The 11,859-nt window shown below is 52.8% G+C and carries 11 protein-coding genes, 1 rRNA gene and 1 pseudogene; all 13 read left to right on the forward strand.

The window, feature by feature from the left end:
• Positions 1 to 4 precede the first annotated feature (4 nt).
• Positions 5 to 885 (forward strand): annotated as a pseudogene (gene hslO / locus SD71_RS16625) (Hsp33 family molecular chaperone HslO).
• 16 nt (positions 886 to 901) lie between these two features.
• On the forward strand, positions 902 to 1,747 hold the full coding sequence (locus SD71_RS16630) for a peptidyl-prolyl cis-trans isomerase (protein WP_041065603.1): 846 nt from the start codon (positions 902 to 904) through the stop codon (positions 1,745 to 1,747).
• A gap of 227 nt (positions 1,748 to 1,974) precedes the next feature.
• Positions 1,975 to 2,916, forward strand: a complete 942-nt coding sequence (cysK, locus tag SD71_RS16635) for a cysteine synthase A (protein WP_041065606.1) — start codon at positions 1,975 to 1,977, stop codon at positions 2,914 to 2,916.
• Positions 2,917 to 3,026: 110 nt separating this feature from the next.
• Complete coding sequence (locus SD71_RS16640; RefSeq protein WP_041065608.1) at positions 3,027 to 4,598, forward strand: anthranilate synthase component I family protein; 1,572 nt, start codon at positions 3,027 to 3,029, stop codon at positions 4,596 to 4,598.
• Positions 4,595 to 5,176: an anthranilate synthase component II gene (locus tag SD71_RS16645; RefSeq protein ID WP_041065611.1), complete on the forward strand. Its 582-nt coding sequence runs from the start codon at positions 4,595 to 4,597 to the stop codon at positions 5,174 to 5,176. The genes SD71_RS16640 and SD71_RS16645 overlap by 4 nt, the downstream gene beginning before the upstream one ends.
• Positions 5,173 to 6,060, forward strand: a complete 888-nt coding sequence (locus SD71_RS16650) for an aminotransferase class IV (protein ID WP_041065618.1) — start codon at positions 5,173 to 5,175, stop codon at positions 6,058 to 6,060. The genes SD71_RS16645 and SD71_RS16650 overlap by 4 nt, the downstream gene beginning before the upstream one ends.
• The gene (gene folP / locus SD71_RS16655) at positions 6,057 to 6,914 is read left to right on the forward strand and encodes a dihydropteroate synthase (RefSeq protein ID WP_041065621.1); all 858 of its coding nucleotides are present in this window, start codon (positions 6,057 to 6,059) and stop codon (positions 6,912 to 6,914) included. The genes SD71_RS16650 and folP overlap by 4 nt, the downstream gene beginning before the upstream one ends.
• Before the next feature lie 2 nt (positions 6,915 to 6,916).
• Positions 6,917 to 7,309 (forward strand): dihydroneopterin aldolase, encoded by a 393-nt coding sequence (gene folB, locus SD71_RS16660; protein ID WP_041065623.1) that lies wholly within the window; start codon positions 6,917 to 6,919, stop codon positions 7,307 to 7,309.
• Positions 7,310 to 7,316: 7 nt separating this feature from the next.
• Positions 7,317 to 7,826: a 2-amino-4-hydroxy-6-hydroxymethyldihydropteridine diphosphokinase gene (gene folK, locus SD71_RS16665; protein WP_041065626.1), complete on the forward strand. Its 510-nt coding sequence runs from the start codon at positions 7,317 to 7,319 to the stop codon at positions 7,824 to 7,826.
• A 4-nt stretch (positions 7,827 to 7,830) separates the two neighbouring features.
• Entirely contained in the window at positions 7,831 to 8,859 is a 1,029-nt protein-coding gene (gene dusB, locus SD71_RS16670) for a tRNA dihydrouridine synthase DusB (RefSeq protein WP_041065629.1), read from the forward strand.
• Positions 8,860 to 9,052: 193 nt separating this feature from the next.
• Positions 9,053 to 9,529: a transcription elongation factor GreA gene (gene greA / locus SD71_RS16675; RefSeq protein WP_041065632.1), complete on the forward strand. Its 477-nt coding sequence runs from the start codon at positions 9,053 to 9,055 to the stop codon at positions 9,527 to 9,529.
• Between the two features lie 140 nt (positions 9,530 to 9,669).
• Positions 9,670 to 11,178 carry a lysine--tRNA ligase gene (gene lysS / locus SD71_RS16680; RefSeq protein ID WP_041065635.1) on the forward strand — a complete coding sequence of 503 codons (1,509 nt, stop codon included), beginning with the start codon at positions 9,670 to 9,672 and terminating at the stop codon, positions 11,176 to 11,178.
• A gap of 376 nt (positions 11,179 to 11,554) precedes the next feature.
• Positions 11,555 to 11,859 (forward strand): 16S ribosomal RNA (locus SD71_RS16685); the annotation flags it as partial.

Below are 11,859 nucleotides of genomic sequence, written 5' to 3' on the forward strand. Positions count from 1 at the left end.
AATAATGAAAGACGAATTGGTACGCGGCACAGCATGGAACGGTGCAATCCGGGTTTTCGCGGCGCGTACGACGAATTTGGCAGCGGAATTGCAGCGGCGGCACGGCGCTTTTCCGACTGCTACTGCAGCTTTGGGGCGGGCAGCCACGGCGGCTGCCATGATGGGTGTGATGCTGAAGGATGACGGCAGGCTGACCGTACAGGTGAAAGGCGACGGCCCCCTCGGACAGATCGTCATTGACGCAGATGCGGATGCTCATGTGAGAGGCTACGTTGATAATCCTCATGTGGATCTGCCCAGCAATGAACAGGGTAGCTGGACGTGGCCGGCGCAGTGGGACGTAACGGTTATTTGCATGTCATTAAAGACTTGGGCATGCGTGAGCCCTATCGGGGCAGTGTTCCGATCATCTCCGGCGAGCTTGCCGAAGATTTTACGTTATATTTTGCCGAATCCGAACAAACGCCGTCGGCGGTAGGGCTCGGTGTTCTCGTTAATACGGATGATTCGGTCATTCATGCCGGCGGTTTTATCGTCCAGATCATGCCGGGAATGTCGGACAGCCAGCTGGACCGGCTGGAGCGTGCGGTCGCATCGATGCCTCATGTTACGGCACTGCTTGATCAAGGAGAAACGGCGGAAGGAATTCTTAAATTTTTGGTGGGGGAAGATGTAACGATCCATCAGACGGTGGAGCCCATTTTTAAATGCATGTGCTCGCGGGAACGGGTAGAACGGACTTTAGTGACGATCGGAACGGCGGATTTGCGCAGCTTGATTGACGAGGATGGGCAAGCGGAAGTACACTGCCATTTTTGCAACGAGAAATACGTATTTGAACGGGAAGAGCTAGAGGCAATTCATAACCGTGCTACGCGGGATTAATGAGGGGATGATGAGCATGAGGGGGACGATACGGCATTGGCGGCCGCTCGTACTGTTTGCCCTCCTAGGAACTTGGATTTTGTTGTCCGGCTGCACGTCGGATTCCGTCATGGAAACCGTGTCTCCGATCGCCACCCCTGCTCAGGACGCTAATAAGAGCAGCGATGTCGTGGCCTCTATAGGCGGCGTGACGATTACACGCGAAGAGCTGACGAATCGCATACTTGCCGATTACGGGGCGCAGACGCTGCGGACGGTCATGCTCGCCGAGGCAGTCAGACTGGAAGCGGAAGCACTCCGGCTGAAGGTGACGGAAGACGAATTGCAACTGGAACTGCTGAGCATGAGACAAGGGTATGAGGACGAACGACAATTTTACGCCGCCATGAAAGAACAATTGGGAATGAGCGCAGAACAGGTGAAAGAGGACGCCCGATATCGGCTGCTGTTAGAAAAGATTGCGATTCATAAAGTGATCGTAACGGATCGGGAAATCGATCGTTACTTGGATGAGCACCGGGAGGAATACGAGCCTCGTAAACAGTATCGGCTCGCGCAGATTCTCGTTAAGGATGACGCGGAAGCGGAGAGTATCCTGTCCCAGCTGAGCGGCGGGGCAGACTTCGGGGCCTTAGCCCGCCGTTACTCGCTAGACGAGTTTACAGCCGACAACGGAGGGGATCTGGGATGGGTAGAGGATCAGGATCCTTTTGAAGCTCCTGAGGTGCTGCGGACAGCGTCCTCCATGGAGGTCGGACAAGTGACTGGGCCCGTTCAGACAGGGCAAGGTTACGTGATCCTGCAGCTTAACGGTATAAATGAAGTAACGGCGAAGCTCCTGAAGCGATTCGGGCAGAAGTGAGACGTCTGTTGGCGCTGGAACGGGCCGGCTCACTGAGGGAATTGGAGCAGTCGTTGCTGACTAAATATGAAGCGAAAATTCTCGAGCCTTCGCTGCGCCGCTGAGGCTCACTCTTGACAATGTGCATTCCAAATTGCTAAGATGAAAGAAACGAAAAGCCGACTGGTTTAGTCGGATTAATGCAATGAGGCGGCATCAGCCGTTTATTTCGGGAGGGAACATATCCAATGGCTAAGGTTGTGCAGAACGTCACGCAATTAATCGGAGATACGCCGCTTGTCCGGTTGAACCGGATCGTACCGGAAGGCAGCGCAGAGATCTACGTAAAATTGGAGTACCAAAATCCGGGTGCAAGCGTGAAAGACCGGATTGCCGTCAGCATGATTGAAGAAGCGGAAAAAGAAGGTTTCATCAAGCCAGGTCAGAGCACGATCGTTGAGCCGACCAGCGGAAATACCGGAATCGGTCTCGCAATGGTTGCCGCGGCCAAAGGGTACCGCGCGATTCTTGTTATGCCCGACACGATGAGTATTGAACGCCGCAACCTGCTGCGCGCTTATGGCGCAGAGCTAGTGTTGACGCCTGGATCCGAGGGTATGAACGGCGCTGTCAAGAAAGCCGAGGAAATCGTTGACGGCAATGAAGGCTACTTCATGCCGCAGCAATTCAAGAACAAAGCAAACGTGAAAATCCACCGTGAAACGACGGGGCCTGAGATTGTTGAAGCGATCAATTCCCTTGACGGGAAATTGGACGCGTTCATTGCAGGTATCGGAACGGGCGGTACCATTTCCGGAGCAGGTGAAGTGCTGAAGCAAAGCTTCCCCAACATCAAAATCTACGCAGTCGAGCCTGCCGGATCGCCGTTGCTGTCCGGTGGAAACCCAGGTCCGCACAAGATTCAAGGAATCGGCGCGAACTTTATTCCTGATATCCTGAACCGTGACGTTTACGATCACGTTCTTACAGTCGAGAACGAAGACGCGTTCGAGACGGCCCGCACGGTGGCCAAAAAAGAAGGACTTCTCGTCGGCATCTCTTCCGGCGCCGCAATCTCCGCAGCGCTGAAAGTCGCCAAAGAACTCGGCGCAGGCAAACGTGTCGTAGCGATTGTGCCTTCTAACGGTGAACGCTACCTGAGCACTCCGCTGTTCAACTTTGAGAATTAATCAGACGAACATACAGAAGCTCCCGCCCGCAGCGGGAGCTTTTTTTGGCAGGAAAGAGCCCGCGTCTGTTGTATTCTGCTTGTTCATCACCCTATTGAGGAGCTGCATACGTGGAACTTGTATCGCTGCAGCAGTGGGCCATTTGGAACGGTAAATACACGCTGCTTCCTTATGTACGCACAATGAAGATCGAGACGGATTCTTTATTGCCATTGTTCTGGGACGCATTTTGGGAGGACGCCTCGCCGTATGCTTGTATTCTGGAAAGCGGCAAAGGAGGCCGTTATTCGGTAATCGGCTTGAAGCCTGTATCTGTCATTACGGGGAAAGGTAATCATGGTAAGGTGCTCGAGCCTGATGATAATGGGACCGGCTTTACGGAAGCAAGGCAGCTGCAGGGGGCTCCGATTGAACAAGTCCGCGAATGGATGCGTGCGTGGAGCGGCCCGAAGCCGGAAGCACTTCCCGATTGTATAGGCGGTGCGGTTGGATTGTGGAGCTACGATATGGCTCGCAGCCTTGAGAAGCTCCCCGAATCGGCGCAAGATGATCTTCTTTTTCCGGACTTTCTGTTCCAGCGGTACGAACAGCTGTGGATTGTGGACCACTCGGAATGCTCTTTGTATTTGACGGTTCATGTACCGGTGCCGGGCGGAAAGATCGATTCATTGCAGGAAGACTGCCTAAGCCAGCTTTATATGGATGCGCAACAAACGGCGATGGAGATGGAGAAGCAGTGGGAACGTTGGTCATCCGCCGGCTTAGCTTCTTATCAACGGCAGCAGAGAATGCGGTCAGTTATCGAACAGGACCGGCTTGAAAAGGATATGGAACAATGGCCTGGGCTGATCACATCTATGAGTAAAAGCGAATTCGAGCAATCGGTTCGCCGGGTTCAGCAGTATATCGTTCAGGGCGATGTGTTCCAAGTGAACCTGTCGCTCCGTCAAAGCCTCGCCGCTCAAGTGTCGGCCGAAACTCTGTATGATTGGCTGCGGCTGATCAATCCGTCTCCTTATATGGGCATGCTGCGCACACCCGATTTCTCGATCGTGAGCGCATCTCCGGAATTGTTAGTGAAGCTGGACAACGGGAAGCTGTCCACCCGACCCATTGCCGGGACACGCCGCCGCGGCCAGACGCCTATGGAAGATCGAGCGATGGAGGATGAGCTGCTTACAAACGAGAAGGAACGCGCCGAGCACATTATGCTGGTCGACTTGGAACGCAATGACATCGGCAGAGTGGCAGCTTACGGATCGGTGCATGTGCCGGAGCTGATGACCGTGGAGCGATACTCGCACGTGATGCACCTTGTGTCTCAAGTTGAGGGACTGCTGGCTCCCGATAAAGATGCATTCGATGTTCTGGCAGCGGTCTTTCCAGGGGGAACGATTACGGGAGCCCCGAAAATACGCACCATGGAAATTATTGAAGAACTGGAGCCGGTGCGCAGAGGACCGTATACCGGTTCTATAGGATGGTTTGACTACAGCGGTAATATGGAATTTAATATAATTATTCGCTCAATTTTGGTGCGGGGCGGCATCTGCCATATTCAAGCCGGAGCGGGCATCGTCATCGATTCCGATCCGGAGCGGGAATTTTACGAGTGCCTGAACAAGGCCAAAGCGCTTTGGAAAGCGGTGCAACACGGCGAAACACAGGGGGAACCGACATGATACTGGTTATCGACAACTATGACTCTTTTACGTATAACCTGGTGCAGCACTTGGGCGAATTGGGAGAGAACATCGCGGTGCATCGCAACGATGAGATCGATGTGGATGGCATTGCTGAGCTTAAGCCCGATCACATTCTCATATCCCCGGGACCCAAAACTCCGAACGAGGCCGGTGTCAGCTTGAGTCTGCTCCAGAGATTCAAGGGTGAGATTCCTATTTTCGGCGTATGTCTGGGTCACCAAGCGATCGGACAGGCTTTCGGGGGACAGGTCATTCGTGCCGGCCAGTTGATGCACGGGAAAACTTCGGAGATCAAGCACGACGGCAAGACCATCTTCGAAGGACTGCCTTCTCCGTTCACGGCAACAAGATATCACTCCCTGGTCGTAGAACGGCACACGCTTCCGGATTGCTTGGAAATCAGCGCGCAAACCGACGATGGTGAAATTATGGGGCTCAGGCACAAAGAGTATGTTGTAGAAGGCGTGCAATTCCACCCTGAATCCATCATGACGGAATACGGCCTTCGGCTGTTGAGCAATTTCCTGAAGCATAAGTCCGGCATAAGAGCATGAAGCTTCTATGGAACGGAGAATTGATTGACAGCAAACAGACCGTGATCTCCGCTCTTGATCACGGTTTTTTGTACGGTATGGGTCTGTTCGAGACATTTCGTACGTATAACGGCCGGCCTTGGTTGTTGGAGCGGCACGCCGCCAGGCTCAGTGAAGGCTGTGAAATATTAGGCTTTGCCTATATGCCTGATTTGGACCGAATGGAAGCTGCTGTTAGACGCGTACTGGAGGCGAATGGCTTGGCGGACGGCTATATTCGTTGGTCCATATCGGCCGGCGAAGGATCGTTGGGTCTTCCGACGGTGAATGATTATGACAAGCCCAATGAAATCGTGTATGCCAAGGAGCTTTCACTCGATCATCCCGCTGCGCGGAAAGGCAAAACGCTGCGTCTGCTGCATGTGCGGCGCAGTACTCCGGAACACGGCGTTCGTTTAAAATCTTTCCATTATATGAACAATATTGTTGCCAAAGGGGAACTGATCACCTCCGGCGCAGGGCCTCTCACTGAGGGTTTGTTCCTCGATTCCTCCGGCTATGCCGCCGAAGGTATCGTCAGTAATGTGTTTTGGGTGAAAGACGGGGCACTGTTCACACCCTCGCCGGAGACCGGGCTGCTGCCGGGCATCACGCGGGCGTATGTGTTGGAGTTGGCTGAGGGTATGGGTATATCCATAGAACAAGGGTTATTTGAATGGAAGGATCTCTTGAATGCCGACGAAGTGTTTCTAACGAATTCCATACAGGAGATCGTTCCGGTAACCAGGGTGGAAGACAAGGACGGTCACGGAACAGCAACGGGTGGACTGGCAGCTGCAGGTCCATTGACCTATCAATTGATGCTAAAGTATCGGGCGGCAGCCGAGGGGACAGGCGCAGAATGAAGAGAACAATATTTTACCGGCGATCTTATACGCTCCATGACGGAATGAAGCTGGATCTGGGGCAAAGGACCTTGATCATGGGGATCTTGAACGTAACTCCTGACTCATTCTCCGACGGCGGGCGGTTTAATGACATGGAAGCGGCTGTCGAACGAGCCAGAGAAATGGCTGCTGCAGGCGCCGATATTATTGATATAGGAGGAGAGTCTACCCGGCCCGGTCATCAAGGTGTATCGGCGGAAGAGGAGATCAAGCGGGTGATCCCCATGATCCTCGCCGTTCGGGACGCCGTGAAGCTGCCGATCAGCGTCGATACATACAAGGCGGACACTGCCCGCCAAGCGCTTGAAGCCGGCGCGCATATCGTTAATGATATCTGGGGATTCAAGAAGGATGCTCAAATGGCCGCTGTTGCAGCGGATTACGGCTGCCCGGTCATATTGATGCATAATCGTACGGACCGGGATTACACCGACTTTATTCCGGATGTGTTAGCCGACTTGACGGCAAGTGTGCAGCGGGCCCGTGCAGCCGGTGTCGCCGAGCATAACATTTGGCTGGATCCGGGTATCGGCTTCGCCAAAGATTATGACGAGAATGTCGAAATGATGGGTCGCCTGGACGAGGTGGTCGGACTGGGCTACCCGGTGCTGCTGGGCACATCGCGCAAAACCTTCATCCGCCAAACTCTTGACGTGGGAGTAGATGAGGTCGTTGAAGGTACTGCAGCAACCGTTGCGCTCGGCATCGCGCAAGGCTGTCAGATCGTACGGGTTCACGATGTGAAGGAAATCAAGCGGGTGGCGGCAATGACAGATGCCATCGTGTACAGGCAAGTCGGAAGGGGGAGCTAACGATCGATCGGATGCTGCTGAAGGGTATTGTCTTTTACGGATATCACGGTGTGTTTGCGGAAGAAAACCGCTTGGGTCAGAAGTATATCGTAGATTTGGATCTTCGCTTGGACCTGAGCCGGGCAGCCCGGACCGACGATGTGAACGACACGGTGAACTATGCTGAAATTCATGCTTTGGTGAAAGGGATTGTCGAAGGCCGGCCAACCAAACTGATTGAGACGCTGGCTGAAAAGATTGCGTCCTCGGTACTAGGTACGTATACTAGTATCATTGAAGCTGCGGTATCGGTAACGAAGCCGAATCCGCCGTTTAACATCATTTTCGACGGGGTGACTGTCGAGCTTCGGCGCAAACGGGGCCTTAATGGCAGCATCGTGCCTGTAGAGGAATGAGTATATCATGCAGGAAGCATATGTGGCGCTCGGCGCGAATATAGGCGACAGGGCGGCGTCACTGACTGAAGCGGTGCGCAGGATTGCGGACGAACGCGGGCTGGATTTGCGGAGAATGTCACCGATTTATGAGACGGCGCCTGTCGGCTTTACGAACCAGCCCTCTTTTTTGAACATGACGGTTTGTTTGGGGACGGACCTCGAGCCTCTGGAATTGCTTCACCGATTGCTCGGGATCGAGCAGGAGATGGGCCGCATTCGGGAAGTCCGGTGGGGACCCCGAAATATAGATTTGGATTTGCTCTTGTATGGACAAGTGCAGATGGAGACGCCGGAATTGACGCTCCCGCATCCCCGAATGGGAGAGCGGGCGTTTGTGTTAGTTCCTCTGCATGACATTTGGCCGGCACGGGAAGTATTTCCTTGGGAAGCGGAGTTAAAAGCTTTTTCTGTTGAAAAGGAAGGGATTACACGCTGGGCCGTATGGGACGGACAGCGAATAAGAAAGGAGTCATGAAGTGATGTTGAAAATCGGGAATATTCCGATGAACAATAATGTGGTGCTGGCGCCGATGGCCGGGGTTTGTAACCCGGCGTTCCGGCTGATCGCCAAAGAATTCGGCTGTGGTCTCGTATGTGCGGAGATGGTGAGCGACAAAGCGATTCTTCACGGAAACCAGCGTACTCTGGAGATGCTGTACGTGGACGAAAGGGAGAAACCGCTGAGCTTGCAGATTTTCGGGGGAGATAAGGAGTCGCTCGTAGAAGCGGTGAAGTACGTCGATGAGAATACGAACGCCGACATTATCGACATTAATATGGGCTGTCCGGTGCCGAAAGTGACGAAATGCGACGCCGGCGCACGATGGCTGCTGGATCCGAAGAAGATTTACGAAATGGTCTCTTACGCGGTAGATGCCGCAAAAAAACCGGTCACGGTTAAAATGCGAATCGGTTGGGATGACGAGCATATTTATGCGGTAGAAAACGCCCAGGCGGTGGAACGTGCCGGCGGATCCGCAGTCAGCGTGCATGGCCGCACCCGGGAGCAATTGTATACGGGTAAAGCGAACTGGGATATTATAAGGGACGTTAAGCAAGCCGTATCGATTCCTGTCATCGGCAACGGAGATGTGTTCTCGCCGGAAGACGCGAAGCGCCTGCTGGATCACACCGGCTGTGACGGAGTCATGATCGGCCGCGGCGCGCTGGGCAATCCTTGGATGCTATATCGTACCGTCCATTACTTGACGCGCGGAGAAATTCTTCCGGAACCGACCGCAGCTGAGAAAATCCGCATCGCTATGGTACATCTGGATCGGCTTGTCGATCTGAAAGGTGAGAACCAGGCAGTACGGGAAATGCGGAAGCATATGGCTTGGTATTTGAAAGGCCTCCCTGATTCCGCACCAGTGAAAAACCTGATCATGGATTTGACCACACGTGCCGAGGTCGTATTCACCCTCGAGGAATATGTGAAAACGGTAGAAGAGTCGCTCGCGCAGACGGGTACGGACCATTCAGACACCGGAGAAATGCTCGTTCACTGAATTGTCGGGCAGGCCTGGTGCTGATTTCCGCGAATTGACATTTTTCAGGGGTTGAAATATAATCAAAACCAATGTTCAGCCGTCATTAATGGAAAATCACAGGCTTGGATAGATAACGGTCATGTAACGGATGACCCGCCATATATTTGATTAACAGACCCGTAAATTATTTCCCTGAATGGAGATCGGTGAGATGAGCGATAAAGAAGTCCTTTTGACCCCGGACGGGCTCAAGAAGCTTGAAGAGGAACTCGAGCACCTTAAATCCGTCAAACGCCGCGAGGTGGCGGAGCGCATCAAGGTTGCCATCGGTTACGGAGACATCAGCGAGAACTCCGAGTATGAAGATGCGAAGAACGAACAAGCTTTCATCGAAGGACGCATTATCACGCTCGAGAAGATGTTGCGCAACGCCCGTATTATCAATAACGATGAAATCGATCTTGAGACTGTGGGCATCGGGTCAACCGTCATTGTGCAAGATCTCGAATTCGGCGATTCGATGCAATATACGATTGTCGGGACCGCTGAATCGGACCCTTTGCATAACAAAATCTCCAATGAAAGCCCGGTGGGCAGAGCCATTCTGGGGAAGAAGAAGGATACGGTGGTTGAAGTCAACGTTCCTGCGGGCATTATTCAATACAAAATTGTCGATATCAAGAAATAACCGCGCGGTAACCCGCATGACTGCACACAGTTGAACGGAGCACTCTATCGAATAAAGCTTCCTACGGAAGCTTTTTTCAACTTTATGATTGATTTCAGGATATTTCAGGATATATCAGGTGTGAAGGAGAACGAACTCTCATGGAACATGTAGATCAGCCGGAAACAACGGAACTCAGTGAGTTATTACAAATAAGACGCGGCAAATTGGACGAGCTTCGTGCGCTCGGCATCGATCCGTTCGGCACGAAGTATAACCGCACGCATGAGGCGGCCCAGGTTCTGAGCGAGTACGGCGACCTGTCCAAGGAAGAGCTGGCGGAGCGCGCAATCGATGTGAGCCTGGCCGGGCGTATTATGACGAAGCGCGGCATGGGCAAAGCTTCTTTCGCGCATTTGCAGGATTTGAGCGGCAGAATCCAGATCTATGTGAGGGAAGATACGGTACCGGGCAATAAGTTTCAAGCATTTGACCTGCTGGATATCGGCGATATCGTAGGTGTCTCGGGTGTCGTGTTCAAAACCAAAACGGGCGAAACCTCGGTTAAAGTCAAGGATCTCGAGGTTCTGACCAAGTCTCTGCTGCCGCTTCCGGATAAGTTCCACGGTCTCAAGGATGTGGAAACCCGGTATCGTCAGCGCTATGTGGATCTCATCATGAACCCGGATGTGCAGAAGACTTTTGTCACCCGTTCGAGGATCATCCAATCCATGCGCCGGTATTTGGACGCCCGCGGTTTTCTTGAAGTGGAAACGCCGACTCTCCATGCCATAGCAGGGGGTGCCGCCGCTCGTCCTTTTATCACGCATCATAATGCTTTGGATATGCAGCTTTATATGAGGATTGCGATTGAGCTTCACTTGAAACGACTTATTGTCGGCGGCATGGAAAAAGTGTATGAGATCGGCCGGGTGTACCGGAACGAAGGCATTTCCACGCGGCACAACCCTGAATTCACAATGATCGAGTTGTATGAGGCGTATGCGGACTACGAAGATATCATGCGCTTAACCGAGGAATTGATCGCACACATCGCGCAGGAGGTTCTTGGCACTAAGAAAATAAAGTACCAAGGACACGAAGTGGACCTCACTCCTCCATGGCGCAGAGTCTCCATGACCGAATTGATTCGGGAGACAGTGGGCGTTGATTTCAGCGCCCAGATGAGTGATGAAGAAGCGCATCGCCTGGCCAAAGAGCATAAAGTTCCGGTGGAGCCGCATATGAGCTTCGGACATATCGTCAATGCGTTCTTCGAGACTTTTGTCGAGCATACGTTGATTCAACCTACATTTGTGACGGGACATCCGGTTGCCATTTCTCCTTTGGCCAAGAAGAAGGAATCGGACCCGCGGTTCACCGATCGCTTTGAGCTCTTCATCGTAGCGCGGGAGCACGCGAATGCATTTACCGAGCTGAACGATCCGATCGACCAGCGTCAACGCTTCGAAGCGCAGCTGGAAGAAAAAGAAGCGGGCAACGATGAAGCGCATGAAATGGATGAAGATTTTATCCGTGCCTTGGAGTACGGAATGCCGCCGACAGGCGGGCTCGGCATCGGAATCGACCGCGTCATTATGCTGCTCACAGACGCGCCGTCAATTCGCGACGTGCTGCTGTTCCCGCATATGCGGGATGAAGGAGACTAATGCTATCAACCGGTTCATCGCCTCAGCAGGCGGGAGCCGGTTTTATTTTTTAGCAATTACCTGCAAATAGCAGTGTAAATAGGTTGCAATCAGGTGTGGTTTTGTGATAAATTAAGCTTCCCCGCTGATATTATTCATATACGGGAGCGGTAAAAGCACAGTGGATTATGGATTATAGGAACAAATTGGTTGTTGCATCTATGTTGTCTGCTGTGATATATTATTTAAGTCGCCTGTTGGGCGGCACGGTAAAAGAAAGCAGCAAACTTGTTCTTTGAAAACTGAACATCGAGCGTAATACGGTTCCTGTCGTCCTTTGGGACGATAGACAACGATTTACAATTCAAGTCAGCATTTTGAGCCTTCATGGCTCTCTATTATGGAGAGTTTGATCCTGGCTCAGGACGAACGCTGGCGGCGTGCCTAATACATGCAAGTCGAGCGGAGTTGATGAGAAGCTTGCTTCTCTGATACTTAGCGGCGGACGGGTGAGTAACACGTAGGCAACCTGCCCACAAGATCGGGATAACATTCGGAAACGAATGCTAAGACCGGATAAACAGTGCTCTCGCATGAGAGGGCTGGGAAAGACGGAGCAATCTGCACTTGCGGATGGGCCTGCGGCGCATTAGCTAGTTGGTGAGGTAACGGCCCACCAAGGCGACGATGCGTAGCCGACCT

It is taken from the genome of Cohnella kolymensis, assembly GCF_000829465.1.
Classification (GTDB): domain Bacteria; phylum Bacillota; class Bacilli; order Paenibacillales; family Paenibacillaceae; genus Cohnella; species Cohnella kolymensis.

What these genes read in the sequence shown, in the direction of transcription:
- SD71_RS16630 (WP_041065603.1), top strand. Translation starts at nt 902, where the DNA reads ATGAGGGGGACGATACGGCATTGGCGGCCGCTCGTACTGTTTGCCCTC.
- cysK (WP_041065606.1), top strand. Translation starts at nt 1,975, where the DNA reads ATGGCTAAGGTTGTGCAGAACGTCACGCAATTAATCGGAGATACGCCG.
- SD71_RS16645 (WP_041065611.1), top strand. Translation starts at nt 4,595, where the DNA reads ATGATACTGGTTATCGACAACTATGACTCTTTTACGTATAACCTGGTG.
- SD71_RS16650 (WP_041065618.1), top strand. Translation starts at nt 5,173, where the DNA reads ATGAAGCTTCTATGGAACGGAGAATTGATTGACAGCAAACAGACCGTG.
- folP (WP_041065621.1), top strand. Translation starts at nt 6,057, where the DNA reads ATGAAGAGAACAATATTTTACCGGCGATCTTATACGCTCCATGACGGA.
- folK (WP_041065626.1), top strand. Translation starts at nt 7,317, where the DNA reads ATGCAGGAAGCATATGTGGCGCTCGGCGCGAATATAGGCGACAGGGCG.
- dusB (WP_041065629.1), top strand. Translation starts at nt 7,831, where the DNA reads ATGTTGAAAATCGGGAATATTCCGATGAACAATAATGTGGTGCTGGCG.
- greA (WP_041065632.1), top strand. Translation starts at nt 9,053, where the DNA reads ATGAGCGATAAAGAAGTCCTTTTGACCCCGGACGGGCTCAAGAAGCTT.
- lysS (WP_041065635.1), top strand. Translation starts at nt 9,670, where the DNA reads ATGGAACATGTAGATCAGCCGGAAACAACGGAACTCAGTGAGTTATTA.